The sequence below is a fragment of the Sphingomonas sp. ERG5 genome (genome assembly GCF_000803065.1).
Taxonomy (GTDB): Bacteria; Pseudomonadota; Alphaproteobacteria; order Sphingomonadales; family Sphingomonadaceae; genus Sphingomonas.
In genome coordinates this window covers 1-24865 of the sequence record NZ_JSXI01000038.1, presented here as the reverse complement: position 1 = coordinate 24865, position 24865 = coordinate 1, and the positions used below count along the sequence as shown (strand labels likewise).

The 24865-nt window shown below is 63.0% G+C and carries 27 protein-coding genes and 1 pseudogene; 20 read left to right on the top strand and 8 right to left on the bottom strand.

Annotated elements, in window-relative coordinates; all coding sequences use genetic code 11:
• Positions 1-155: 155 nt before the first annotated feature.
• Positions 156-923 (bottom strand): annotated as a pseudogene (locus tag OO12_RS14160) (bifunctional sulfur carrier protein/thiazole synthase protein); the annotation flags it as partial.
• A gap of 32 nt (positions 924-955) precedes the next feature.
• Positions 956-1528 carry a sulfur carrier protein ThiS gene (thiS, locus tag OO12_RS29295; protein ID WP_082006541.1) on the bottom strand — a complete coding sequence of 191 codons (573 nt, stop codon included), beginning with the start codon at positions 1526-1528 and terminating at the stop codon, positions 956-958.
• Between the two features lie 119 nt (positions 1529-1647).
• On the opposite strand from thiS, the gene aroQ reads away from it, so the two are divergent.
• From aroQ to OO12_RS14125, 6 genes are all read left to right on the top strand, one after another.
• Positions 1648-2082 (top strand): type II 3-dehydroquinate dehydratase, encoded by a 435-nt coding sequence (aroQ, locus tag OO12_RS14150; protein WP_034159361.1) that lies wholly within the window; start codon positions 1648-1650, stop codon positions 2080-2082.
• 36 nt (positions 2083-2118) lie between these two features.
• Complete coding sequence (accB, locus tag OO12_RS14145; RefSeq protein WP_034159360.1) at positions 2119-2613, top strand: acetyl-CoA carboxylase biotin carboxyl carrier protein; 495 nt, start codon at positions 2119-2121, stop codon at positions 2611-2613.
• Between the two features lie 4 nt (positions 2614-2617).
• Complete coding sequence (gene accC / locus OO12_RS14140) at positions 2618-3970, top strand: acetyl-CoA carboxylase biotin carboxylase subunit (RefSeq protein WP_034159359.1); 1353 nt, start codon at positions 2618-2620, stop codon at positions 3968-3970.
• A 39-nt stretch (positions 3971-4009) separates the two neighbouring features.
• Positions 4010-4441, top strand: a complete 432-nt coding sequence (locus OO12_RS14135) for a hypothetical protein (protein ID WP_034159358.1) — start codon at positions 4010-4012, stop codon at positions 4439-4441.
• A 200-nt stretch (positions 4442-4641) separates the two neighbouring features.
• Positions 4642-5133, top strand: a complete 492-nt coding sequence (locus tag OO12_RS14130; protein WP_034159357.1) for an SRPBCC domain-containing protein — start codon at positions 4642-4644, stop codon at positions 5131-5133.
• 141 nt (positions 5134-5274) lie between these two features.
• Positions 5275-6027 (top strand): 2OG-Fe dioxygenase family protein, encoded by a 753-nt coding sequence (locus tag OO12_RS14125; protein WP_327196024.1) that lies wholly within the window; start codon positions 5275-5277, stop codon positions 6025-6027.
• Between the two features lie 190 nt (positions 6028-6217).
• On the opposite strand, the gene OO12_RS14120 is transcribed toward OO12_RS14125, so the two are convergent.
• The gene (locus tag OO12_RS14120; protein ID WP_200887471.1) at positions 6218-6523 is read right to left on the bottom strand and encodes a hypothetical protein; all 306 of its coding nucleotides are present in this window, start codon (positions 6521-6523) and stop codon (positions 6218-6220) included.
• A 97-nt stretch (positions 6524-6620) separates the two neighbouring features.
• Here OO12_RS14120 and OO12_RS14115 point away from each other — a divergent pair, with 97 nt between their 5' ends.
• Positions 6621-6959 carry a hypothetical protein gene (locus OO12_RS14115; protein ID WP_152616438.1) on the top strand — a complete coding sequence of 113 codons (339 nt, stop codon included), beginning with the start codon at positions 6621-6623 and terminating at the stop codon, positions 6957-6959.
• Positions 6960-7103: 144 nt separating this feature from the next.
• Complete coding sequence (locus OO12_RS14110) at positions 7104-8879, top strand: oleate hydratase (protein ID WP_034159354.1); 1776 nt, start codon at positions 7104-7106, stop codon at positions 8877-8879.
• A 47-nt stretch (positions 8880-8926) separates the two neighbouring features.
• On the opposite strand, the gene OO12_RS14105 is transcribed toward OO12_RS14110, so the two are convergent.
• Positions 8927-9259: a hypothetical protein gene (locus OO12_RS14105; protein ID WP_052215886.1), complete on the bottom strand. Its 333-nt coding sequence runs from the start codon at positions 9257-9259 to the stop codon at positions 8927-8929.
• Positions 9256-9765, bottom strand: a complete 510-nt coding sequence (locus tag OO12_RS14100) for a phage baseplate assembly protein V (RefSeq protein ID WP_034159353.1) — start codon at positions 9763-9765, stop codon at positions 9256-9258. The genes OO12_RS14105 and OO12_RS14100 overlap by 4 nt, the downstream gene beginning before the upstream one ends.
• A gap of 235 nt (positions 9766-10000) precedes the next feature.
• Here OO12_RS14100 and OO12_RS14095 point away from each other — a divergent pair, with 235 nt between their 5' ends.
• The 5 genes from OO12_RS14095 (at position 10001) to OO12_RS14075 (ending at position 14518) form a co-directional block, all read left to right on the top strand.
• A complete protein-coding gene (locus tag OO12_RS14095; RefSeq protein WP_052215885.1) occupies positions 10001-11074 on the top strand; it encodes an AI-2E family transporter in 1074 nt (357 codons plus the stop codon).
• A 210-nt stretch (positions 11075-11284) separates the two neighbouring features.
• A complete protein-coding gene (locus OO12_RS14090) occupies positions 11285-12373 on the top strand; it encodes an alpha/beta hydrolase (protein WP_082006540.1) in 1089 nt (362 codons plus the stop codon).
• 154 nt (positions 12374-12527) lie between these two features.
• Positions 12528-13535 carry an alpha/beta hydrolase gene (locus OO12_RS14085; RefSeq protein ID WP_052215884.1) on the top strand — a complete coding sequence of 336 codons (1008 nt, stop codon included), beginning with the start codon at positions 12528-12530 and terminating at the stop codon, positions 13533-13535.
• Positions 13536-13580: 45 nt separating this feature from the next.
• The gene (locus OO12_RS14080) at positions 13581-14051 is read left to right on the top strand and encodes a carboxymuconolactone decarboxylase family protein (protein WP_152616437.1); all 471 of its coding nucleotides are present in this window, start codon (positions 13581-13583) and stop codon (positions 14049-14051) included.
• A gap of 20 nt (positions 14052-14071) precedes the next feature.
• Positions 14072-14518, top strand: coding sequence for a (R)-mandelonitrile lyase (locus OO12_RS14075; protein WP_235364796.1), 447 nt, complete (start codon positions 14072-14074; stop codon positions 14516-14518).
• Between the two features lie 26 nt (positions 14519-14544).
• On the opposite strand, the gene OO12_RS14070 is transcribed toward OO12_RS14075, so the two are convergent.
• Entirely contained in the window at positions 14545-15441 is an 897-nt protein-coding gene (locus tag OO12_RS14070; RefSeq protein ID WP_034159351.1) for a LysR family transcriptional regulator, read from the bottom strand.
• Between the two features lie 215 nt (positions 15442-15656).
• On the opposite strand from OO12_RS14070, the gene OO12_RS14065 reads away from it, so the two are divergent.
• The 7 genes from OO12_RS14065 to bfr all read left to right on the top strand — a co-directional run bounded on the left by OO12_RS14065 (position 15657) and on the right by bfr (position 24188).
• Positions 15657-16652 carry an aldo/keto reductase gene (locus tag OO12_RS14065; protein ID WP_034159363.1) on the top strand — a complete coding sequence of 332 codons (996 nt, stop codon included), beginning with the start codon at positions 15657-15659 and terminating at the stop codon, positions 16650-16652.
• Between the two features lie 570 nt (positions 16653-17222).
• Positions 17223-19181 (top strand): S9 family peptidase, encoded by a 1959-nt coding sequence (locus OO12_RS14060; protein ID WP_034159350.1) that lies wholly within the window; start codon positions 17223-17225, stop codon positions 19179-19181.
• Positions 19178-19516 (top strand): arsenate reductase (glutaredoxin), encoded by a 339-nt coding sequence (gene arsC / locus OO12_RS14055; protein ID WP_034159349.1) that lies wholly within the window; start codon positions 19178-19180, stop codon positions 19514-19516. Before OO12_RS14060 ends, arsC begins: the two co-directional genes overlap by 4 nt.
• A complete protein-coding gene (locus OO12_RS14050; protein ID WP_034159348.1) occupies positions 19513-20961 on the top strand; it encodes a phospholipase D-like domain-containing protein in 1449 nt (482 codons plus the stop codon). The genes arsC and OO12_RS14050 overlap by 4 nt, the downstream gene beginning before the upstream one ends.
• 31 nt (positions 20962-20992) lie before the next feature.
• On the top strand, positions 20993-23212 hold the full coding sequence (gene purL, locus OO12_RS14045) for a phosphoribosylformylglycinamidine synthase subunit PurL (protein WP_034159347.1): 2220 nt from the start codon (positions 20993-20995) through the stop codon (positions 23210-23212).
• 223 nt (positions 23213-23435) lie between these two features.
• Entirely contained in the window at positions 23436-23606 is a 171-nt protein-coding gene (locus OO12_RS27510) for a (2Fe-2S)-binding protein (RefSeq protein ID WP_082006538.1), read from the top strand.
• A gap of 99 nt (positions 23607-23705) precedes the next feature.
• Complete coding sequence (gene bfr / locus OO12_RS14040) at positions 23706-24188, top strand: bacterioferritin (protein ID WP_034159346.1); 483 nt, start codon at positions 23706-23708, stop codon at positions 24186-24188.
• Positions 24189-24215: 27 nt separating this feature from the next.
• Here the strand turns inward: bfr and OO12_RS14035 are convergent, their stop codons facing one another.
• Both OO12_RS14035 and OO12_RS28065 read right to left on the bottom strand, forming a co-directional pair.
• Positions 24216-24641, bottom strand: a complete 426-nt coding sequence (locus OO12_RS14035; protein WP_034159345.1) for an Hpt domain-containing protein — start codon at positions 24639-24641, stop codon at positions 24216-24218.
• Between the two features lie 104 nt (positions 24642-24745).
• Positions 24746-24865, bottom strand: a 120-nt coding sequence (locus tag OO12_RS28065) for a hypothetical protein (RefSeq protein WP_152616379.1), incomplete at its 5' end; no start/stop codon positions are given.

Below are 24865 nucleotides of genomic sequence, written 5' to 3'. Positions count from 1 at the left end.
TATCGGCAGCGTCCACCACCGCCCGGCACCCACCGATATCGAAATCCCCATAGAGCATCGCCTGCGGCCCGCGGGTTCGGGCACCGAAGACTTTCCGACGCCTGGCGGCGTCCGAAACTCTCAACGATAGCAGTCATTCCGGTGTAGGTTCACCCCTAGATCAACCCCGCCAGCGGGCTGGACGGATCGGCGTAACGCCGCTTGCCCATCCGCCCGGCGAGATAGGCCATCCGCCCCGCTTCGACCCCGGCCTTCATCGCCGCCGCCATCAGGATCGGGTCCTTGGCTTCGGCGATCGCGGTGTTCATCAGCACGCCGTCGCAGCCCAGCTCCATCGCCGCCGCCGCGTCGGACGCGGTGCCGACCCCGGCATCGACCAGCACCGGCACGCTCGCGCCCTCTACGATCAGGCGGATCGTCACCTGGTTCTGGATGCCGAGCCCCGAGCCGATCGGCGCGCCGAGCGGCATGATCGCCACCGCGCCGACATTTTCCAGCCGCTTCGCCGCGATCGGATCATCGACGCAATAGACCATTGGCTTGAAGCCTTCATTGGCGAGGATTTCGCACGCGCGCAGCGTCTCGACCATGTCGGGATAGAGCGTCTTCGCCTCGCCCAGCACCTCGAGCTTGACCAGTTCCCAGCCGCCCGCCTCGCGTGCCAGCCGCAAGGTGCGGATCGCGGATTCGGCGTCGAAACAGCCCGCCGTATTGGGCAGATAGGTGATCTTTTTCGGGTCGATGAAATCGGTCAGCATCGGCGCGTTGGGGTCCGACACATTCACCCGGCGCACCGCGACGGTCACGATCTCCGCGCCCGAGGCTTCGACCGCCGCCGCATTCTGCGCGAAGTCCTTATATTTGCCGGTGCCGACGATCAGGCGCGAACGGAAGGTCTTGCCCGCCACGGTCCAGGTGTCCGCCGCGCTTGCGGTGGTGATTGGCGTCTGGATGGTCATGACCTGCGGTGCTCCACGATATTGGCAAGGCCGCCCACGGTGTCGCGGACGAAGAACCGACGCACGCCCCAGGGCTCGTCGGTGAGCGGATAGACGATCTCCAACCCTTGCGCGACGGCGCGGGCATGGCAATCATCGACATTGTCGACACCGACCGAATAATCCGGCTTCAGGCCCGATGGGTCGCCGGCAATCACGCTGATCTGCGCATCGTCATGCCCGGGCGCGCGATAGGTCGAGATGAAATCCAGTTCCATCGCGAGGTCGAGGCCCAGCACATCGGTGAAAAAGGCCCGTCCGGCGGCGCTGTCGTCGGCGAAGCGGTTCGGCACGATGCGCGATGCGCCCATGCCGCCACCGACGAAATGCACGATCTCCAGCTCGTCGCCATCCTCGACCAGGACCTGCCCGAGCGTCGAGCGCGGCACGATCTCCAGATTGCGCTCGACCGCGATCTTTTCCGGCACCAGGCCGAGATCGGCGGCAAGCTGCGCGATCGTCAGGCCGGCGACAACGCGGCGATGCTCGCCATTGACGCGAATCGAGACAGTGCCGTCGGTATGTGTCATTACTACTCCGGAACGACGCGCAATTTGATCACGCGGCCCCGCGCATATAGAAAGCGCTGGCCCGCGCCCGCAACCGCCAAACCCGCAATCGTCAAACCCGCAAACGAAAGCCCGGTCTCTTGTCCGATACGATCTTCGTCCTCAACGGCCCGAACCTCAACCTGCTGGGGCTGCGCGAGCCGGACATCTATGGCACCGACACGCTCGACGATATCGCCGGGCAGTTGGAGGATCGCGCCCGCGACCTCGATCTGAAGATCGACATGCGCCAGTCGAATCACGAGGGGCATCTGGTCGACTGGCTGCACGAAGCGCAGGCCGAGGGCGCCAGGGCGGTGATTCTCAATGCCGGCGCCTATACCCACACTTCGGTCGCGGTGCGCGATGCGATCAAGGCGATCGTCACGCCCGTGATCGAGGTGCATCTGTCCAATCCGCACGCGCGCGAATCCTTTCGCCATCGCAGCCATATCGCGCCGGTCGCACGGGGAACCATCGCCGGCTTCGGCGCGCTTTCCTATCTGCTGGCGCTTGAAGCCGCCGCCCGTCTCTGACAGGACGCGTGCCCAATAAGGGAGCATAAGGGTCGCATGGCCGAAAACGAACAATCCGCCGCCCAGAATGACGCGATGCGAATCGATGTCGCTCTGGTCCGTCAACTCGCACAATTGCTGGACGACACCAGCCTGACCGAAATCGAGGTCGAGGATGGCGGCCGCAAGATCCGCATCGCGCGCAAGGCCGCGGCCGCCGCGCCGGTGCATTACAGCGCCGCGCCCGCTGCGCCGAGCGCCGCTGCGCCGCTGCTGCCGGCCGCACCGGTGGACGTCGTCGCCGCGCCGGTCCCGGCCGCCAATGCGGTAAAATCGCCGATGGTCGGCACTGCCTATCTGTCGTCCGATCCCGATTCGAAGCCGTTCGTGGCCGTCGGCGACAAGGTCGCAGCGGGCGCGACCCTGCTGATCGTCGAGGCGATGAAGGTGATGAACCCGATTCTCGCCCCCAGCGCCGGCACGGTAAAGGCCGTGCTGGTCGAGAATGGCCAGCCGGTCGAATTCGACCAGCCACTCGTCGTCGTCGAATAACCCCATGAAGCAGATCAAGAAGCTGCTGATCGCCAATCGCGGCGAGATCGCGCTGCGCATCCATCGTGCGTGCCATGAAATGGGCATTCTGACGGTCGCGGTGCATTCGACCGCCGATGCCGATGCAATGCATGTGCGGCTCGCCGATCAGGCGATCTGCATCGGCCCGCCGCCCGCGGTCGACAGCTATCTCAACATCCCGAACATCATCTCGGCCGCCGAAATCTCCGGCGCCGATGCGATCCATCCGGGCTATGGCTTCCTCAGCGAAAACGCCAAATTCGCCGAGATCGTCGAAGCGCACGACATCATCTTTGTCGGGCCGAAGCCCGAGCATATCCGCACCATGGGCGACAAGGTCGAGGCCAAGCGCACCGCCGGCGCGCTCGGCCTGCCGCTGGTGCCCGGGTCGGACGGCGCGATCAGCGACATCGCCGAAGCGAAGAAGATCGCCGCAAAGGTCGGCTATCCGGTGATCATCAAGGCCGCCTCGGGCGGCGGCGGGCGCGGCATGAAGGTGGTCAACGACCCCGAAAGCCTCGAAACCCAGATGCTCCAGGCCGGCACCGAGGCGAAGGCCGCATTCGGCGACGCGACGGTCTATCTGGAAAAATATCTCGGCAATCCGCGCCATATCGAATTCCAGGTGTTCGGCGACGGCGAAGGCAACGCGATCCATCTCGGCGAGCGCGACTGCTCGCTGCAGCGCCGCCACCAGAAAGTGCTTGAGGAAGCCCCCTCGCCCGTGCTCGGCCAGGAAGATCGTGACCGCATGGGCAATATCTGCGCCAAGGCAATGGCCGATATGGGCTATCGCGGCGCGGGCACGATCGAATTCCTGTGGGAAGACGGCGAGTTCTACTTCATCGAGATGAACACCCGGCTGCAGGTCGAACATCCGGTGACCGAAGCGATCACCGGGCTCGACCTGGTGCGAGAACAGATTCGCATTGCCGAAGGCCATCCGCTGACCCTGCGCCAGCAGGACGTGATTTTCCGCGGCCATGCGATCGAATGCCGCATCAATGCCGAGGACCCGCGCACCTTCGCGCCCTCGCCCGGGCTGGTGAAGCAGTTCCACGCGCCGGGCGGCATGAATGTCCGCGTCGATAGCGGCCTTTATGCCGGCTATAGGGTGCCGCCTTATTACGACAGCATGATCGCCAAGCTGATCGTCTACGGCACCACGCGCCAGGGCGCGCTGCGCCGCCTGCGCCGCGCGCTCGAGGAGTTCGTGATCGAGGGGATGAAGACCACCATCCCATTGCATCAGGCGCTGCTTGAGGATCCCGATTTCCAGAACGGCGACTATACGATCAAATGGCTGGAGGAGTGGCTGGCCAAACAGGACGCCTGAACGCGGGCGCCTATGGGCCGACAAGGGGAGGAAAAGCGCATGACGCCGGGTTCATATCGGAAGTCGCTGCTGGTTGCGGGAGCAGCCCTTTTCCTGCTCGGGCTTCTGCAAGGAGCCGCGGTTCATTCCTTCCTGAATCCCAGAATGGCGCTTTCAGCGCACCTCACTGCGGTTCAAAGCGGCATGGCGATCATGATTGCCGGCCTCGTCTGGCCCATGATCACGCTCGCCCCCGCTCTCAAGGGCGTCGCGCACTGGACGCTCGTCGCCGGAATGTATGGGCTTTGGATCGCTTTGACGCTATCGGCCGCGACGGGTGCCAGTGATGCCCTGCCCATTGCCGGCGCCGGCTATTCGGCGGCGCCCTCTGCCGAGCAAATGGTTTCGGCGCTAATCGTCATCAGCAGTGCCGCGATGGTCCTGGGCTGGGGCCTGCTCACGATAGGCCTGTTTCGTTCGGAACAGGCATAGTCTGCATCCACGACGGCCGCTGACGTTGACGATTAACGGCAGCATCGCGTCCCTGAAACCGATCGACGCAGGGTCGACGAGCGCGCCACGATCGGGCAAATCGTTCCGCTTCCGCACCATGGGCAAGCACTCCATTTCGATCGGGTTCCGCGATCTCGGATGGGTGCTCGTCGCTGGATTCGGATTGGAGGATTTGCGGCATGTCCTTTCAGATCGTTACCCAATCCATTCGCATCGCGGCGGAACCCCGCGACATATGGAATGCCCTTGTTGATCCCCAGGCCGGGGAAAAATGGCGCAATGCTCACTTCACGACCGATTGGCGGGCCGACGACCCAATCGAGATAGAAGCAATCATCGGGACAAGGCGTTACAGGGACAAAGGGCGTGTCATTAAAGTCCAGCCGCCCTCGCTGCTCCAATATAGCTATTGGTCACGGGTTTCAGGTCTGCCCGACACCCCCGAATCCTGTTCGACGATCACGATGACACTTGAAGCCGAAGACACGGATACGATTCTGACGGTCGAACAGCAGGTGCCGCCTTCACCTGTGCGTCGAGGAAACGGATGGGAAATCGGCGAGGATTCCGGCTGGCGGCACGTAGCATTCTATTGGCGCACGACGCTCCCGGTCCTGAAGCGGATCGTGGAGGAGAAATATCGCGGGCCGGAATGGCACGTCGCAGGCTGAGGATCGCCGAGGCGGACGCAGCGTCCTGGCTTCAGCCATAGGCAACGATCTGCCCTGCCGGCCATGATCTGGCCGCATGAACCCTTATATGATGGACATATGGCGCCGATACCGGAGCCATTGTTGACGTGGTGACTGTGCATGCCTCGACAATCGATGAACATTGGAAGCGCGGCCGATCCTCTCCTGGCCCTGGAGCTTGCTGCGCAGGGCTTCGTTCGTCCGGCGCCCGACGCGATCGATTGGTTACCGACGCCTGCCCTGGACTCGGACTGGAAGAGCTTCGCTGACTCGTGGAATCGGCTCGGCCTCGATCGATATATGGCCGATGGCGGTCGCTATCGCCGGCGCCGTCACGCTGCAGTGGCGATCACGCCAGACGCGATCGCGCGAAAGCCGCACCAGCCCCATTTTCAGAGCCGTGACTATAATCAGCTGAATGGAGATGTGCAGCGCTGGTTCGAGCCGATGGAGGACGCCATCGCCGACAGCCCGATGATGCAGCGACTGCTCCGCGGCGCGACCCTTTGCTTCGAGGGAGCCGGCGAGAGCGCCATGGCCGCTCATTGGCATGTCGAACTGCATCAGTTTCGGATCGAGACCACGGCGCAGAACCTCGGTCGCCCGACCCCCGAAGGCATGCATCGCGACGGGGTCGACTGGGTGTTGGTGATGCTGATCGATCGACTGAACGCCAATGAAGGCGTGACCGAGATTCAGATTGCCGGCCGACCGGAGATTGACCGCTTCACCCTGGCAGCACCCGGTGACGCCGTGCTTCTGGACGACCACCGGGTGCTGCATGGTGTCACGCCGATCCGACCGATCGATCCGGACATGCCCGCGCATCGCGATGTCTTCGTCGCGACATGGAAGGCGGAAGGCTCTGGCTGAGCGCGCATTCTCTATTTCTATTTCGGGGACACAATACTAAATTATCCGCGGATTTCGAGATCGGCGATACACAATGACCCGTGCCAATTAGCATTGTGCCCCCAAATTTCTCCTGGTCCGCTTCACCTGTCGCATTGTCCACGATCAGCTTTGCGAGCTGGTTAGGATCGCGAGGGCCCTTGGGGCTTGGTCATATCTTATTCGCCGCAGGGCTTGAGGGATCATAATTCGGGTTGTGCGTGAACTCCCCGAAGATTTTGCCTTCCTCGTTTACCTTCCACGCACCAACTATCGCCTCGGGCGGCACACCGTCATTCGGCCCGTAGTTGCCGGAAATGCGATAAACAAAACCGTTCGGCATCTTGGCGGCCTCTTCGTGTTCGCCCGGCTCTGGCGACACCGGCTGCACGGCTGCGGGCTTATTCCGTTTCCACATTGCCGCGATATGCCATCGGGTCCGCTGGCGTACCAGTCTGATCGAGGCGGTCAATTTCAACCTGACTCACTATCCTGCGCTGCTCTGTGTTGACCCACGCGATGCGGTGTGTCTTGGGGGCGGCATGACAAAATCCGCAACCGACATCGTCCAGGACGTGATCAATACCGCAGTCGTCGATGCGATCCTGGCCTTGAAGGAAGCGTCGCAGGGCCTCCCCAATGCGCTCATCCGCGACCTGGCTTCGATTCACGCGAATACGGCGTTCAGCGACCTCCCATCGGCGGTTCAAAAAGCGGTTGCGGCAAGCGTGCGCAACGCGTTCTCCCAATTGCAGAGAAATGGCTACGTCATCGCTGAAGCGAAAAGCGTGCTGCCAACGGCGCCTCGGCCCACACCCGCCGGCGCTGCGACCCGCACCGATCGCGCGCCGCGTCGTGGGCCACCCAAACCCGGCGGCCCGCGCCGGCCGCCCGCCGGCAGAGGCAAAAGCTGATCCTGAACCGGACACGCAAAGGCTAAAGCGCCCTTTTGCGTTCCGCCTTTTGCCATCCGGCACTTGACCGCTGAGCGTTCCGTCACGGATTGTGCCGGAACCATCTTGCGTTGAATGCGCTCGGTCTTGCGAAGGGGTTTTGCCATGTACAGGTCCAGCGGCAATTTCGAGGCTTTTGCCCGCCCGCTCAAACCGGAGGGTGTCGATGGCCGCCGGGCCTTTTTCGTGGGGTCCGGTCTCGCATCGCTTGCGGGCGCGGCTTTCCTGATCCGGGACGCGCAGATGCCGGGCAGCGCGATCACGATCTTCGAAGAACTTCCCCTGCCCGGCGGCAGCATGGACGGCATCCTTGATGCGCATAAGGGTTTCATCATTCGCGGCGGGCGCGAGATGGAAGCGCATTTCGAAACATTATGGGATCTGTTCCACTCGATCCCGTCGCTGCAGACGCCGGACGCCTCGGTGCTGGATGAGATGTACTGGCTGCACAAGAAAGACCCGTCGACCAACCCGTGCCGCGCGATCCACCAGCGCGGCGAGCCGATCGACCAGCTGCCCGACCTGACGCTCACGCCCAGGGCGGTCGAGGAGCTGATCGGGCTTGCCCTGATGCGCGAGCAGGACCTTGACGACAAGCGCATCGACGAGGTCTTCACCGCGGAATTCTTCGCGTCGAATTTCTGGCTCTATTGGGCGACGATGTTCGCGTTCGAACCCTGGGCGAGCGCGCTCGAAATGCGGCGTTACATCCTGCGCTTCGTCCATCATGTATCGACGCTCGCAGACCTCAGCGCGCTGCGCTTCACCCATTACAACCAATATGAATCGCTGATCCTGCCACTGGTCGAGCATTTGAAGGGCCACGGCGTGACCTTCCAATATGGCACCCAGGTCGATGACATCCTGGTCACCAGCGCCGGCGGTGAAAAAGTGGCGACGGCAATCAACCTGACGGTCGATGGCGCGGCCGGGAAGATCGCGCTCGCACCAACCGACCTGGTGTTCGTCACCAACGGCTCGATCACCGAAAGCTCGACCTATGGCGACAATGATACACCGGCGCCGATCGTCACCGATCGCGGCGGCGCCTGGTCGCTATGGAAGAAGCTGGCCGCGCGGGATCCCGCATTCGGCCGTCCGGAAAAATTCTGCGACAATATCCCGGAGGCGAACTGGACGATCTCGGCGACGGTGACGCTGACCGACGACCGCATCACTCCCTATATCGAGCGGATCACGGGGCGCGATCCACGCTCGGGCCGGATCGTGACCGGCGGCCCGTGCAACATCAAGGATTCAAGCTGGCTCTACGGCTTTTCGATGAGCCGGCAGCCGCATTTCGCCGCCCAGGACCCGCAAAAGGATCTCGTCGTCTGGCTGTACGGCCTGTTTTCCGACAAGCCCGGCGATTACATCAGGAAGCCGATCCGCGACTGCACCGGCGCGGAACTGTGCGCCGAATGGCTCTACCATCTCGGCGTGCCGGAGGCGGAGATCGACGATCTTGCGCGCACTGCGGCGCGCACCATCCCTTGCAACATGCCGTACATCACATCCTATTTCATGCCGCGCGCCGCCGGCGACCGGCCGCTGGTGGTGCCTGATACCTCGAAAAACCTGGCCTTTATCGGCAACTTTGCGGAGACCGAGCGCGACACCGTGTTCACCACCGAATATTCGGTGCGCACGGCGATGGAGGCGGTCTATACGCTGGTCGGCGTGGATCGCGGCGTGCCGGAAGTGTTCGCGTCATCGTTCGACGTCCGCGTGCTGCTCGACGCGCTCTATTATCTGAACGATCGCAAACCGCTCGATCAGCTGAAACTGCCATTCGTCGCGCGCATGATCGAGAAAGTGGCACTTGCCAAAGTAAGAGGCACCTATGTCGAAGAGCTGCTCGAGAATGCAAAACTGATCTGAAACGCTGGCGAAGACCCGCGCCAATCACCCATAGTGTCCCCAAATCTTCATGCGCCCGCCACGCGTGTCTGGCCGCCGACGATCGTCACGGGGCCGGCCGGCACCTGACCAGCATTGAGGGCGATGCCCGCGCCCGCTTGCAAAACCGCTGGCTGGCCGCCGATCAGAACGCGTGTCGCATGTCCCACCCATCGAACGGAGACGCAGGGATCGGGCCGGTCGCCCATAAAGAAGGGACAGCCGGCGATCGGGCATAGATCGAATATGGTGACGACCGGCACTCTGCCGACACGCACGCGGCCGCGACTTGTCGCGGTGATCCGACCCCCATGGGGACAGAAAGCCATCGCATCGAGCGTGACCAGAGGGCTGGGTATCATGTCACTTCCAACGCGTCGTTGTTGACCGATACGGTGGCCCCGACCATCGTTACCGATGCGCCTTGCCCATTGGAGATGTGGATTCCGGTATCGTTAAAGGTCAGCGCTGCGCCCGCTGCGGTTCGCAGGACGATGCCGCCAGCCGGACCCGGCGCATCGCTGATGACCAGGCTATGACCGCTCGGCGTCTTGAATGCGATGCCGAAGAACGGCGACGAGAGCATCGATCGAGGAAATTCCGCCGCTGTGGGCCAGAAACCGCCAACCCATATCGGATAGCCGTCATCGCCTCGTTCAAACTCCACCCAGACCATCGTGCCAATGGGCGGGATTGCGATCATGCCGGCTTCGGCAGCCGCTATGGGCGTACACGGCATTGCCCAAGGAGAGGGCGTCGCGCCATAAACATCAGGGATCATGAGCTGGATGCGCCCCAAGTCCTGCGGGTCCACATTGTTGACGACTGTCCCGCGATATTTGCCGAAACGGCGGCTTGGTCGGGACATCAGCTCGCTCCTTCATATGCGGTGCGACTATGGCACGGCCCAAAGAGAGTGACTATTGTGCAATCGGCCCGCTTGAATCGCTTGCTCGTATTTCGGGGACACTATACTAAACTATCTATAGATTTCCAGATCCAGCTATAAGCATCGACGCGCGCCAATTAGGTATAGTGTCTCCAAATCTTGATGCCGGCGGCGTTCAGGCATCTTCAGGGACGAAGCGCAAAATCGCAAAGGGATGAACGTGGAAAAATCGAAGACGGCGCAGGTGCGCGCTCGGATCGCGCTTGCGACAGCGATCGCGCTGGGCGCGCTCTGGATCGGTCATGCGTTCGTGCCGTCGGTTTTATGGGCCGGTGTCGTGACCGTCGCGGTCGAGCCGCTTCGTCACCGCATCGTGACCCGCTGGCCCGGCCGGCACACGCTCGCTGCCAGCCTGATCACCCTGGCGGTGCTGCTCATCGTCGTCGTGCCGGTGGTGATCGCCGTCTCACGCGCGGTCGTGGAAGCACAGGGCGCCGCGCTCTGGCTCGCGCAAGCGCGCGCCAAGGGCGTACCCATCCCCGCATGGGTGGCGACCCTGCCGATCGGCTCAGCGGAGATCGCCGCGTGGTGGAACACCCATCTGCTCACCGCTGCGGCGGCGTCGGAGCAGCTGGGACGGATCGACACCGACACGCTGCTCAAACAATCGCAATCGCTGACACACGGCGTCATCAAACGCGTCGTCGTGTTCGCTTTCACGATCGTTGTGCTGTTTTTCCTGATCCGTGATCGCGACACCGTCGTCCGGCAATTGGAGCGTGGCACAAAGCGCGCGTTCGGCGAGGCCGGCATTCGCCTGGGCCGGCAGATCTCCGCGTCCGTGCGGGGAACGGTCGACGGGCTGGTCCTGCTCGGCCTGGCCCAGGGCATCATCATGGCCATAATCTATGCCATTGCCGGGGTGCCCCATCCGATCCTGATGGGCCTGTTGTCCGGTCTCGCGTCGATCGTACCGTTCGGACTGGTCGCGGTCCTGCTGATCGCGGTGGCGTTGCTGGTCCTCAAGGGTTTCGTCACGGCGGCGATCGTGGTCGGCCTTCTCGGCTTCGTGATCAATTTCGTGATCGATCATTTCCTGCGCCCCGGCCTGATCGGCGGCACGACCCGCCTGCCGTTCGTGTGGGTGCTGATCGGCATCGTCGGCGGCGTGGAGACAATCGGGCTATTGGGCCTGTTCGTCGGCCCCGCCGTGATGGCGGCCTTGGTCATGATCTGGCGCGAATGGATCGCGGACGGCGATATCGGCGTACCGGACGAGGCGACCTGAAAAATCCTATTTCGGGGACACTATACTAAATTATCCGCAGGTTTCCAGGTCCAGCCATGGACAACGCCGCGCGCGACACGACTCCCGGTTGTCCCCCTCACGCGCAGCGAGATACATTAGGTGAGCTTATAGAGCTTAGCGCATCCAGCAGCCTAATCAACCAATGACGAAGGGCATATAACAGGCGTCCAACAGCCGGAGGAGCAATGGATGCGCTTGGAGGATTGGAGCGGGCGAGCCTTGGCGGCACTGGCATTGGCGGGCCTGGTCTTCGCCCCTGTCGTACGTGCTCAGCCCGGCCCTGCGAAAGAATCGCTGGTCATTCAGGAACAGGGAAGTTTCGCCATCGGTGGAACAGTGTCGCGCACGCCGGGACGCTACGACAATGAAGCACCGACCGCCGCAGGACAAAGCTTCCATGGCGACCATCTCTACACCTTCTATCAAATTCCGCAGAAGGCGAAGCCGCTGCCGATCGTGATGCTGCACGGAGCCTATCAGTCCGCGCGCAGTTGGGAGACCACGCCGGACGGTCGCGAGGGCTTTCAGACCCTCTTCCTGCGCCGGCGTTTCCCGGTCTATCTTGTCGACCAGCCGCGCCGCGGTCGTGCCGGCAACAGCATTGTTGCAACAACGATCGAACCCGCGCCCAACGACCAACTCTTCTTCGACCAGTTCAGACTCGGCAAATGGCCGAATTACTTCGACAACGTGCAGTTCGACCGAAAGCCGGAGGTGCTCGATCAATTCTTGCGATCGGTCACGCCCAATACCGGCCCCTATGATGCGGGGGTCATCTCGGATGCGATGTCGGCACTATTCGGCAAGGTCGGTCCGGCCATCCTTTTCACGCATTCGCAGGGTGGCGGGCCGGGCTGGCTGACCGCGATCAAGAATCCCAACGTCAAGGCCATCATCGCCTTCGAGCCCGGAAGTGGCTTTATCTTCCCCGCGGACGAACTGCCTCCGGCGATGCCGAGCGCAGCGGGAACCTTGTCGCCCGAGGCCGTGTCGCGCGCGGATTTCGAGAAACTGACCCGCATTCCCATCGTCATTTATTATGGCGACAACTTTCCTGCCAAGCCGACCAGGGAGCGCGGGCAGGACAATTGGCGGGTGCGCCTCGCCATGGCCCGGCGCTGGGTCGATGCGGTCAACAACCATGGTGGTGACGCCCGGCTGGTGCATCTTCCCGAGATTGGCATCCGGGGCAACACGCACTTCCTGATGTCCGACCTGAACAATGTCCAGATCGCTGACCTGGTGTCGAAATTCCTGACGGAGAAGAAACTGGATTGAGCCGGCCGCACCGACGCCCAGCGAAACCGGTCCCCGCCTCTCCCTGCAAAAAACGGAATTCTACATGACCAACGATGTCACCGATAAAAAAAGGCGCGCGTTTCTCGGGACCTCCGCGCTTGTTCTCTCAGGCGCACTGTTAGGAGTTCCAGCAATGACCAATGCCACCGCGATCGCGGCCGACTCCAAGCAGAATCCATTCACCCTGGTCTATGGCGGGGCGATCACCAAAAACGAGCCGGGCCAGATCAATATCCACCCGGTCACGTACCGACTCAACGGCCTGGACATCGCCGCCAACGTCTACACCCCGGCAAACCATGACCCGGCCCGGAAATATCCGGCGATCGTCGTGGCGCACCCGAATGGCGGAGTGAAGGAACAGGTCGCAGGTCTGTATGCCCAGCAGCTGGCCGGACAGGGCTATATCACGATCACCGCCGACGCGGCCTATCAGGGTGGAAGTGGCGGCGTGCCCCGTCAGTTGGACAAGCCCTCCAACCGGATCGAGGATATTCATGGCATGGCGGACTTCATATCCCGCTATCCGGGCGTCGATGCCGCGCGCCTGGGATTGCTCGGCATCTGCGGTGGCGGCGGCTACGCGCTGGCGGCGGCGAAGACCGACAAGCGATTCAAGTCGGTTGCGACGCTGAGCATGTTCAATTCCGGCCGGGTGCGTCGCAACGGTTATATGGATTCGCAAATCCCCACCATCCAGGAGCGTCTGCAACAGGCCTCAGCCGCTCGGTCGCAGGAAGCAGCCGGGGGCGACGTCCGCTACGTCGGTGACGGGCGACTCACTGACGAACAGATCGCTGCATTGCCGTTCGAGCTATATCGTCAGGGGCTCGTCTATTACGGGAGAACCAACGCTCATCCCAACTCGAATGGCAGGTACACCATGAGCAGCCTGCTGGACCTGATGCGTTGGGATGCCACCGACCAGATCGAGCTGATCGACACGCCGCTGCTGCTGATCGCCGGCAGCAAGGCCGATAGCATGTACTTGAGCGAGGATGCCTTCACCAAGGCCCTGGGCACGACGGACAAGGAACTGTTCCTGATCGACGGTGCGACACATATCGAGACCTACTGGGTTCCCAGATATGTGGATGCCGCAATGGGCAAACTGACGCCGTTCTTCGCCAGGACCGTCTAGCGTCGAGACCAGCCAGGACAGTCTGACCCGAACGAGGAATCCATGATGAAACATATTGCCAGAACCATTCTCGCAGCAGTGAGCATCCTGCTGGCCGGAGGCTTGACCACCATGGCGCACGCGCAGACCGAGACTCCGGCCATCACCGCCGGCAAACAACCATCACGGGCGCAGCAATTGATGGGCGACATTGCGCCCAAGCTCGCCGAGCTTACCGACGACGTGCTGTTCGGGGATGTATGGGAACGCCCCGGCCTGGCAAAGCGCGACCGCAGCCTGATCACGGTCGCCGCGCTCATTGCACTGAACCGGCCCGAGCAACTCCGCTCCCACATCGCTTTGGCACGTCGGAACGGTGTCACCGAGACCGAAATCGTCGAGACCATCACGCAGCTCGCCTTTTATGCGGGATGGCCGAACGCGATCTCGGCGGTGGGTGTCGCACGGGACGTATTCAACGCGGCACCCGGTGCCACGCGTCAGCCCGACCCGCCAGCACCCGGACAGCCTGAATGAGATCCGCCGTCATCGCGGGGATGGCATTGTCGCTCGGCGGATCCGCGGCAGTTGCTCAGGAGGGCCAGATGGTCACAGTCATAAAGGCCGGTTCCCAGCCACCCACCCAAGGTTCTGTCGATAATTTCACTGGTTCGGTACGCGTGGATTCCCGGTTCCAGGCCAAGCCGCCTGCCCGTATCGGCGGGGCGATCGTGACGTTCGCACCGGGCGCCCATACCGCCTGGCACACGCATCCGCTGGGCCAGACGCTGATCGTGACGGTCGGCGTTGGACTGGTCCAGCAATGGGGCGCTCCGATCCAGGAAATCCGGCCAGGCGACGTCATCCGGATTCCGCCAGGGGTAAAACACTGGCACGGTGCCACGCGCACGACCATGATGACCCATGTGGCGGTCGCCGAAGCATTGGATGGGAAATCGGTCGAATGGCTTGAGCTGGTGTCCGACGCGCAATATCCACATTGAGGCCGGGCGCCTTGCGATCTCGCTCGTCAGGGATCGCGATAGCGCAGGGCTTCGACCAGGATCGCAAAGGCGGGCGAAGCATGGCGACGGCTCGGATAGTAGAGATGGTATCCGGGAAAGGGCTCGCACCAGTCTTCGAGCACCCGGATCAGTCGCCCCGCCCGGATATGATCGAGCGTCAGGTCTTCGGGCATATAGGTGAGCCCCAATCCCTGAAGGGCGGATTCGAGCCGCAGGCCGATATTGTTGAAGACCAATTGGCCTTCGACCCGGACCTTGACCTCACGACCGCCTTTCTCGAATTCCCAGGCGAAGAGGCCGCCATAGGTCGGTAGCCGGATGTTGATGCAATTGTGCGCGGTGAGATCCTGCGGCGCTTCCGGCCTTGGGTGTCTCTCGAAATAGGATGGCGAGCCGACGACCGCCATCCGCATCGCTGGCCCGATCCGGACCGCGATCATGTCCTTGGCGACCTGCTCGCCAAGCCTGACACCCGCGTCAAAGCCCTCGGCTGCGATATCGACCAGGCCATAATCGACAATGATCTCGACGTTGATGTCGGGATATTCGGGCAGGAACCGGGCCAGGCCGTTCTGCAGGACCGTGACGGCCGAATGCTCGCCCGCAGTGATCCGGATCGTACCGGCCGGCTTGTCCCGCATGGCATTCATCGCCGCCAGTTCCTGTTCGATCTCTTCGAACCGCGGCGCGAGCGTGCGTAGCAAGCGTTCGCCTGCTTCGGTGGGGGACACGCTGCGCGTCGTGCGCATGAGCAGGCGGATGCCCAGGCGCTCTTCAAGACCCTTCACGGTCTGGCTCAGCGCGGATTGCGACACCCCCAGCTTGGCAGCTGCGCGGGTGAAACTACGTTCCCTGGCAACGACCGCGAACGCGGCGAGCGTGTTGAAATTCTCGTTCGACATTCATTAGGCCATCTTATCAGGGAATGCCGATTATAGCCCCTAATCGCACCTCGTCGCGCAGGTTATATCGAAATTCGGCAGCTATCGGTTTTTCGGCCGACTAAAGCTGCCCGACAAACCGGAAGGTGCGTCTTGCGGCAGTTCGGTCGTGGAAACGCTGCCGAAGGAGCCAGTGTCACGGGCATCCGCGCCTGCGGGGCTATTGGAGAATGACGATGGAACACCGGACGCTCGGCCAGCACGGTTTGAAGGTTTCGGCGCTGGGACTCGGCTGTATGAGCTTCGCCGGAGCCTATGGCCCGGGCGGCGACCGACAGGATGCGATTGCGCTCATCCGCGCGGCGGTCGACAGGGGCGTCACCCTGTTCGATACCGCCGAGGCCTATGGCCCATTCACGAACGAGGCACTGGTCGGCGAAGCGCTCGAACCGGTTCGCGACCGCGTGGTGATCGCGACCAAGTTCGGCTTCGACATCGACCTCGAAACAGGCGCGCGCGGTGGCGGCGTCAACAGCCGGCCGGAACACATCAAGGCTGTCGCCGACGCGGCGCTGAAGCGGCTGCGGACCGATCGGATCGACCTGTTCTACCAGCATCGCGTTGATCCGAGCGTGCCGATAGAAGACGTAGCCGGCGCGGTGAAGGAATTGATCGCAGCCGGCAAGGTCGGCCATTTCGGCCTGTCCGAGGCGGCACCGGATACGATCCGCCGCGCTCATGCCGTGCAGCCCGTCGCTGCGCTGCAGAGCGAATATTCCCTGTTCTGGCGCGAGCCCGAGCAGGAACTGCTCCCGCTGGTGGAGGAGCTTGGCATCGGCTTCGTGCCGTTCAGTCCGCTCGGCGCGGGCTTCCTGACCGGGCAGGTCGATGAGAACACCGTGTTCGCACCGGGCGACTTCCGCAACCATGTGCCGCGCTTCTCCCGCGAGGCCCGCAAGGCGAACATGGCACTGGTGGAGGTGGTGAAGCGGGTGGCCAGGCGCCGCGCTGCCGCACCGGCTCAGGTGGCGTTGACATGGCTCCTCGCCCAGCGCCCATGGATCGTGCCGATTCCCGGCACGAGCAACATGGGCCGCATGGAGGAGAATCTCGGCGCTGCAGACCTGATGCTCACACGTGACGATCTGGCCGAGATCGACGCGGGCACCGGGGGTTTCGCAGTCCGGGGCGAGCGGTTGCCCGAACAGATGCTCAAGATGACGCGGCGCTGACCTGCATCTTACCAGAAATATCAATAAATACCTGATATATATACATATTATTTATGCCGGAGCACCAACATGCGCCGAAGATATGGAACAATCCGGTGTAACATATCTCCCCCGCCGTCCGCCCAAATCCTCCGTCACAGCCGTTGAGCGGATCGATTCATATTGCTCTCGGCTGTCGTCATACCTGCTCTCCGGCGCGCGTGCGTTCTCGTATTGCGAGTAAAAGCCCATGCGCCAAAGTCTTTGAATCAAGCGACCGGCATCGAGCAGACCATGACCCCAACCGCGATATTTCCCTTCACTCCCGCAGCACACCGGAAAAACTCCCGTGCGGATCCATCAAAACTCCCGCAGCTTTTCCCGCAGACTCCCGCAGAACCCTCAAAAAACGATTCTCCCGCAACAACTCCCGCAGCTGCGGGAAAATGGGACCATCGCAGCACCCGCACCAGCTACGCGGCAATCTCGAACGACAGGGTCCCGATTCAATCCTGCCCATCCGGTACCGGCACCCCTCTTTCCCCTGCCCCGCCACTCTGCCAGATGACGGCATCACAGGGGAGAATCAGCGTGCGTCATCTGCTTGCCGCCACCGCCATCAGCGTCCTTGCCATCGCCGCGAGCCCGCTCGCCGCGCAGGTCAGGACACCTGACCGGCCAGTCACCGATCCGAAGAATGTCGCGTCGCCCGCCAATCCCAACGCCCGCGCCGTCCCGGTCGAGGATATCGGCACCTCGCGGACGCTGGGCGGCGCGGCATGGAGCGCCGACGGCAAGCAGATCTTTATCGCGACCAACCTGACCGGCCGGACCAATATCTGGCGCACCGATACAGCGGGCAGCTGGCCGGTGCAGATCACTCAATCGGACGATTCTCAGACCGGACTGGTCACCTCGGCGGACGGGAAATACGTCTATTTTCAGCAGGATGTCGGCGGCAATGAATATACCGACATTTACCGCGTGTCGGTCGATGGCGGCGCGGTCGAGAATCTGACCAACACGCCCGATCGCCAGGAAAGCGGTATGCTCGTCGGCCCCAAAGGCGGGCTCATCGCGCTTTCGGTCAAGCTGAAGTCGCAGGGCCAGTCGAACGTCGCGGTGCTGGATGCCGACGGCAAGGTCCGCGTATTGACCAGCGAAGCCGACCCGCAATTCGGCTGGTCGCCGGTGGCGTGGATCGAGGACGGGGCGGCAATCATCGCCGGGCGCAACCGGGTCGATACGCGCGTCGCCGAAGTGTGGCGGATCGATATCGCCAGCGGCAGCGCAACCAGGCTGCTCGGCAAGGCGGACACCGTCTATCAGGCGAGCGATGCGACCGCCGATGGCAAATGGATCGCCATCAACACCGACGAGGGCACCGGCCAGCTTCACGCCGGCCTCTACGATACCGGCGCCAGAAGCTGGCGCTGGCTCAAGCCGACGCCGTGGGAGCAGGAGGCGAGCAGCTTCACGCGTGACGGCAAGTCGCTGATCTTCGCCACCAATGCCGACACCCGCAGCACGCTCTACCGGTTCGATCTCGCGTCCGGTACCGAGACTGCGCTTCCGATCCCGCCGGGGGTCAATTATCTCGCCGGGGCGGATCCGCGATCGCCCGACGGCAAGACGCTGCTGGTCAATCATTCGGGCGCGGATTCGCCGGCCAATCTCTATCTCTACGATCTCGCCACCGGCCAGTCGCGCCCGGCGACTCAACTCGCCATTGCCAGCCTGACCCCGGCGGTGCTGCCCAAGTCGCAGGTGGTGACCTATAAAAGCTTCGACGGCACCTTGGTCAGCGCGATCGTGACCATGCCCGCCAACCTCAAGCGCGATGGCGGCAACCCGGCGATCGTGCTGCCGCATGGCGGGCCGACCGGGCAATCGCAGGACGGCTACAGCCGCTACGCCACCGCCTTTGCCAGCCGCGGCTATGTCGTGATCCAGCCCAATTTTCGCGGCTCGACCGGCTATGGCAAGGCCTTCCAGGAAGCGAACTACAAGGATCTGGGCGGCGGCGACCTGAAGGACACGGTCGCGGCCAAGGCCTTCCTGGTCCAGACCGGCTATGTCGATGCGAAACGCGTCGGCATCTTCGGCGGCAGCTATGGCGGGTTCATGTCCTTGATGGCGATCGGCCGCACGCCGGACGAATTCGCCGCCGCGGTGCAATGGTACGGCATCATCAACTGGCGCACCATGTACCGCGACCAGGACGAGCGGCTGAAAGCCTATCAGCGCGGCCTGCTCGGCACGCCCGAGTCCGACCCCAAAGTCTATGACGCCGCCTCGCCGCTCACTTACATCCGCGCCGCCAAGGCGCCGTTGCTGACGATCCAGGGCGAGAATGACATCCGCGTGCCGCGCGGACAGGCGCAGGAGGTCAACGACATCTTGAAAGCCAAGGGCAATGTGGTCGAGACGATCTTCTACCCGGCCGAGGGGCATGGCTTCCAGAAGCGCGAGAACCAGCTCGATTCGCTCAAGCGCACCGTGGCGTGGTTCGACAAATATCTGAAACCGGCAGGAGCGGCAGCAAAGTGAAGGCGACGATCTGGCATAACCCACGCTGCTCGAAATCGCGCGAGGCGCTGGCGATCCTGAAGGAGACGCCAGGCCTCGAAATCGAGGTGATCGAGTATCTCAAGACGCCACCGACCCGCGCCAGGCTCGCCGCGCTTTATGCGCGCGCGGGCATGACGCCGCGCGAGGGGCTGCGCAAGGCCGAGGACGCCGCGAAGGCGCTGGCCGGGGCAAGCGACGATGCCATTCTCGACGCGATGGTCGCCGACCCGATCCTGATCGAACGCGCGCTGGTCGAAACCGACAAAGGGGTTCGGCTGGGGCGTCCGCCCGAGCGCATTCGCGAGATCCTTTGAGCGGGCTCGAACCCGGCCGCAATTGCTGGCGGATCGAACAGGTCGACAAGGCGACGGTGCTGATCGACGCCGACCGCTATTTTCGCGCGGCGCGCGCGGCGATGCTCAAGGCGCGGCGGCAGATCCTGCTGATCGGCTGGGATTTCGACGCGCGGATCGACCTCGTGCCCGGCGAACATGTCGAGGATGGCGCGCCGCATAATGTCGGCGACTTCATCCACTGGCTGGTCGAGCGCAATGCCGATCTCAACGTCTATCTGCTGCGCTGGGACGTCGGCGCGGTGAAGACGCTGCTGCGCGGCACGACCATCTTCACCGTGATCAAATGGATGCGCCACCCGCGCATCCACACCAAACTCGACAGTTTCCATCCGGTCGCCGCCTCGCATCATCAGAAGATCGTGGTGATCGACGATTGCCTCGCCTTTTGCGGTGGGATCGACATGACCTCGGAACGCTGGGACACGCGCGAACATCTCGATGTGCAGCCGGGCCGGATGCTGAACGGCAAGCCCTACAAGCCCTGGCACGATGCGACCACCGCGTTGCAGGGGCCGGTCGCCGGCGCGCTGGGCGAACTGTGCCGCGACCGCTGGGCGCTGGCGGGCGGCGATCCGATCGCGGTGCCGGACGTGTCGGCCGATTGCTGGCCGGACGATCTCGACGCGGATTTCAGCGATATCCGCGTCGCCATTTCCCGCTCGCAACCCGAAATGCCCGATGTCGAACCGGCGCACGAAATCGAAGCGCTGTATCTCGACCTGATCGCGCGGGCGACGCGGCATATCTATGCCGAGAGCCAGTATTTCGCCTCGCGCCGCATTGCCGAGGCGATCGCCAAACGGCTCGACCAGGCGGACGGGCCGGAAGTGATCATCGTCAACCCGGTCACGGCAGAGGGTTGGCTCGAGCCGATCGCGATGGACACCGCACGGGCGCGACTGTTCGAGGCGTTGAAGCACCATGACACGCACGACCGGCTGCGCATGTATCACCCGCATACCGCCGGCGGCGCGCCAATCTATGTCCATGCCAAGATCCTGGTCGTCGACGACCGGATGCTGCGGGTCGGCTCGTCCAACTTCAACAACCGGTCGCTGCGGCTCGATACCGAATGCGATGTGACGATCGACGCCGATCTTGGCGCCGACCCGGCCTGTATCCGCGCGATCCGCGACGGGCTGATCGCCGAGCATCTCGGCATGGAGATCGATGTCGTCGCCGCGGCGATCGACGAGAGCGGCTCGCTGATCGGGGCGATCGAACAGCTGCGCGGATCGGGCAAGACGCTGATTCCCTATGAAGTACCCAATCTCAGTGAGGTCGAGGCATGGCTGGCCGACAATGAAGTGCTGGATCCCGAAGGCCCAGACGAGATGTTCGAGGCCTTCGCCAAACGCGGCCTGTTTCGTCGCCTGCATTTTTGGAAGCGGCGTAAGGGGTGACGAATCTCACTATGGTCGTTAGAGCCGCCGCATGAGCGAGATCACACCGCAAATCGTTGCCGAGCACGGCCTGTCGCCCGAAGAATATGAGCGTGTCCTGCACGCCATGGGACGCGAGCCGAACATCACTGAGCTGGGCATTTTTTCGGTCATGTGGTCGGAGCATTGCTCCTATAAATCCAGCCGTATCCATTTGAAAAAGCTACCCACGACTGGCCCGCAGGTGATTTGCGGCCCGGGCGAGAATGCCGGCGTGATCGATATCGGCGACGGCCAGGCGGCGATCTTCAAGATGGAGAGCCACAACCACCCGTCCTATATCGAGCCCTATCAGGGTGCGGCGACCGGAGTCGGCGGCATATTGCGCGACGTGTTCACCATGGGTGCGCGGCCGGTGGCGAATCTCAACGCGCTGCGTTTCGGCCGGCCCGATCATCCCAAGATGCGCCATCTGATCGCCGGCGTGGTTCACGGCATTGGCGGCTATGGCAATTGCGTCGGCGTGCCGACGGTTGGCGGCGAGGTGAATTTCCACCGCGCCTATGACGGCAACATCCTGGTCAATGCGATGACCGTCGGTGTCGCCGAGACCAACAAGATCTTCTATTCCGCCGCCTCGGGCGTGGGCAATTCGATCGTCTATGTCGGGTCGAAGACCGGCCGCGACGGCATTCACGGCGCGACCATGGCCTCGGCCGATTTCTCCGAGGATTCGGAGGAGAAGCGCCCGACCGTGCAGGTCGGCGACCCCTTCACCGAGAAGCTGCTGATCGAGGCGTGCCTCGAATTGATGGCGTCGGACGCGATCGTCGCGATCCAGGACATGGGCGCGGCCGGCCTGACCTCGTCCAGCGTCGAGATGGCGTCGAAGGGCGGCGTCGGCATCGAACTCAACATGGACCATGTGCCGTGCCGCGAAACCGGCATGACGCCCTATGAGATGATGCTGAGCGAGAGCCAGGAGCGCATGCTGATGGTGCTCAAGCCCGGCCGTGAGGATTTTGCCGAGGCGATCTTCCGGAAGTGGGAGCTCGACTTCGCGGTGATCGGCCATGTCACCGATACCGGCCGCATGGTGCTGACCTTCAAGGGCGAGACGGTGTGCGACATCCCGCTTGGTCCGCTTGCCGACGAAGCGCCCGCTTATGACCGTCCCTGGGTCAAGACGCCGCCGCCCGCGCCGCTCTACGACGTGCCCGTGACGACCGATATCGCGGCTGACCTGCTCAAACTGATGGCTTCGCCCGACATCGCCAGCCGGCGCTGGATCTGGGAACAATATGACCACATGGTCGGCGGCGACACGGTGCAGCGCCCTGGTGGCGATGCTGCCGTCGTGCGCGTGCACGGCACCAACAAGGGCCTGGCGATCACCACCGATTGCACCCCGCGCTATTGCTATGCCGACCCCTATGAGGGCGGCAAGCAAGCCATTGCCGAGGCGTATCGCAATCTGAGCGCGGTCGGCGCCAAGCCGCTCGCCACCACCGACTGCATGAATTTCGGCAACCCGCAACGGCCCGAGATCATGGGCCAGTTCGTCGGCTGCATCGAGGGCATGGCCGAAGCGTGCAAGGCGCTCGATTTCCCGATCGTGAGCGGCAACGTCTCGCTCTACAACGAGACCAAGAATGATGACGGCACGGGCTCGGCGATCCTGCCCACGCCGGCGATCGGTGGCGTCGGCCTGCTTGCCGACTGGTCGAAATCGGCGACCATCGCGTTCAAGGGCACTGGCGATGTGATCGTGCTGATCGGAACACGCAGCGGCCATCTCGGCCAGTCGCTCTGGCTGCGCGAAGTCCATGGCCGTGAGGAAGGTCCGCCGCCGCCGGTCGACCTCGACGCCGAGCGCCGCAATGGCGAGTTCGTGCGCCGTGCGATCGCTGCTGGCGCGTTGACGGCCGTGCATGACGTGTCGGACGGCGGTGTCGCCGTGGCGATCGCGGAGATGGCGCTGGCGGGCAATATCGGTGCGATGCTTCATGCGCCGCTGCCGTGCGGCGTCGCCTGTTCGCTGTTTGGCGAGGACCAGGGCCTCTACATCGCGACGGTCGCCGACCATGCACTGCTCGACACGCTGTCCGCCGCGCATGCCGCCGGCGTCGAGATGGAGCGGATCGGCCGCACGATCACCGACCGGCTGATCTTCGAGCTGACCGACGACGACCATGTCGTGACGCTGGCGCAGCTCCGTACCGCGCATGAGGGCTTCTTTCCGGCCCTGATGAGCGCTGAACCGGTCGCGTAGGGCACGACCGGGCTGAAGGCCTCGCTGAGGTTTCGACTCGAATCGAAAAAGGTCTGCGACTCGGGCGCTTTTTCGGACCGGGCGCGCCGATTGGTCACGCTGTGCGCAGCTCGCCGGATTTGATTGCGGCGTTAAAGCGCCCAGCTGTTGCGAATCAACCGCAAAATAGCTTGCGAGTGGTTCGCATTAGCCCTAGATGGGAGGCCAAGCGGTGGAGCATCCAATGGTCGTCTGCGTCTGTAATGCAATTCGGGAACGTGACGTGCGCGAAGCGGCACGGCAGGGTGCAACCAGCGCCTGCCAGGCATATCGAGCGCTCGGTCGCCAGCCGAAATGCGGCCAGTGCGTGCCGTTTGCGCGAGCCATTATCGATTCGGAACGTGCTGCTGCGTAGCGTTCGCAGACCCAGAAAACCGCAGAATTCCGCCATTTTTTGACTGTTCGCTGACCGTGTGTTGCGCTAGTATCGGCGCAACGAACGGAGATATGTGCCATGAAGGGCGACGCGAAAGTCATCGATTATCTGAACGAGGCGCTCAAGAACGAGCTGACCGCGATCAACCAGTATTGGCTGCATTACCGGCTGCTCGATCACTGGGGCGTGAAGAAACTCGCCGAGTTCGAGCGCCACGAATCGATCGACGAAATGAAGCATGCCGACTGGCTGTCGGAGCGCATCCTGTTCCTTGACGGCCTGCCCAATTTCCAGCTGCTCGGGCGGCTGCGCATTGGTGAATCGGTCGAGGAAGTGCTGAAGGCGGACCTCGCGCTCGAAATGGAGGCGCTGCCACTGCTGCGCGACGCGATCGAGCATAGCGAGAGCGTGCGCGACTATGTCAGCCGCGACCTGTTCCGCCGCATCCTCGACAGCGAGGAAGAGCATGTCGATACGCTGGAGCGGCAGTTCGAGATGATCGAACGCATGGGCCTGGAAAACTATATCCAGCTCAACGCTAAGGCTGAAGAAAGCGAGTAAGGGATCGGAGCGCGCGGCCCCGCGCGCTCAATTCTCGAACAGCGAGCGTTTGCCAAAGGCAGCGGGGCGGCGCTCGACCAGTGGATTGGCTTCGCGCTCGAGCAAATTGAGTGTTGCCTCGAACAGTGGACGCAGCTTGACGACATGTCGCAGCGCCTGTTCGGGCGTGTCGTGACTTTCCACGCAGTCGCGGGCGATGGTTTCGATTTCCTCGGCGAGTTCGCCCAGCGGTTCGGCACCGAACTGACGCGCCTCGCCTTTCAGCGTATGCGCCGGAATGACCATGGCAGCGGCGTTTTGCGCGCGCATCGCGGTCTCGATCGCCGCGACCGATTTCACCCCGTCTTCACGGAAATAGCCGAGGATGCGCACGAAGCCGGCCCCGAGTTCGCTGCGCGAACGCGAGAAGGTCGCCCAATCGACCAGCGTGCTGCCCTCAAATGACACTAGCATCTCCCTCCCCCCGGCCATGATCTGGCCGGGAGGTTTCGCCTTATCTCTACCTGCGGTCCGTAAAGGATGGATTGACGGAAGGGCCGAGTCGGCCCCAATCCAATTTACCGATCGAAGGGATTTTTGGGAGCGCGGAGTGTGAGGCGGACGGGGACGGCGCCGAAGCCGAGGTCGCGTCGGATGCCGTTGATGAGATAGCGCTGATAGCTCATCGGCAATTGATC

Bases quoted from the DNA above. Each gene is read 5' to 3' on its own strand.
- OO12_RS14090 (WP_082006540.1), top strand. From the start codon at position 11,285: ATGCGCTTGGAGGATTGGAGCGGGCGAGCCTTGGCGGCACTGGCATTG.
- OO12_RS14095 (WP_052215885.1), top strand. From the start codon at position 10,001: ATGAACGTGGAAAAATCGAAGACGGCGCAGGTGCGCGCTCGGATCGCG.
- OO12_RS14125 (WP_327196024.1), top strand. From the start codon at position 5,275: ATGCCTCGACAATCGATGAACATTGGAAGCGCGGCCGATCCTCTCCTG.
- OO12_RS14135 (WP_034159358.1), top strand. From the start codon at position 4,010: ATGACGCCGGGTTCATATCGGAAGTCGCTGCTGGTTGCGGGAGCAGCC.
- OO12_RS14075 (WP_235364796.1), top strand. From the start codon at position 14,072: ATGGCATTGTCGCTCGGCGGATCCGCGGCAGTTGCTCAGGAGGGCCAG.
- thiS (WP_082006541.1), bottom strand. From the start codon at position 1,528: ATGACACATACCGACGGCACTGTCTCGATTCGCGTCAATGGCGAGCAT.
- OO12_RS14080 (WP_152616437.1), top strand. From the start codon at position 13,581: ATGAAACATATTGCCAGAACCATTCTCGCAGCAGTGAGCATCCTGCTG.
- purL (WP_034159347.1), top strand. From the start codon at position 20,993: ATGAGCGAGATCACACCGCAAATCGTTGCCGAGCACGGCCTGTCGCCC.
- OO12_RS14105 (WP_052215886.1), bottom strand. From the start codon at position 9,259: ATGATACCCAGCCCTCTGGTCACGCTCGATGCGATGGCTTTCTGTCCC.
- OO12_RS27510 (WP_082006538.1), top strand. From the start codon at position 23,436: ATGGTCGTCTGCGTCTGTAATGCAATTCGGGAACGTGACGTGCGCGAA.
- OO12_RS14035 (WP_034159345.1), bottom strand. From the start codon at position 24,641: ATGCTAGTGTCATTTGAGGGCAGCACGCTGGTCGATTGGGCGACCTTC.
- OO12_RS14130 (WP_034159357.1), top strand. From the start codon at position 4,642: ATGTCCTTTCAGATCGTTACCCAATCCATTCGCATCGCGGCGGAACCC.
- OO12_RS14085 (WP_052215884.1), top strand. From the start codon at position 12,528: ATGACCAATGCCACCGCGATCGCGGCCGACTCCAAGCAGAATCCATTC.
- OO12_RS14065 (WP_034159363.1), top strand. From the start codon at position 15,657: ATGGAACACCGGACGCTCGGCCAGCACGGTTTGAAGGTTTCGGCGCTG.
- accB (WP_034159360.1), top strand. From the start codon at position 2,119: ATGGCCGAAAACGAACAATCCGCCGCCCAGAATGACGCGATGCGAATC.
- bfr (WP_034159346.1), top strand. From the start codon at position 23,706: ATGAAGGGCGACGCGAAAGTCATCGATTATCTGAACGAGGCGCTCAAG.
- OO12_RS14070 (WP_034159351.1), bottom strand. From the start codon at position 15,441: ATGTCGAACGAGAATTTCAACACGCTCGCCGCGTTCGCGGTCGTTGCC.
- OO12_RS14110 (WP_034159354.1), top strand. From the start codon at position 7,104: ATGTACAGGTCCAGCGGCAATTTCGAGGCTTTTGCCCGCCCGCTCAAA.
- accC (WP_034159359.1), top strand. From the start codon at position 2,618: ATGAAGCAGATCAAGAAGCTGCTGATCGCCAATCGCGGCGAGATCGCG.
- OO12_RS14100 (WP_034159353.1), bottom strand. From the start codon at position 9,765: ATGTCCCGACCAAGCCGCCGTTTCGGCAAATATCGCGGGACAGTCGTC.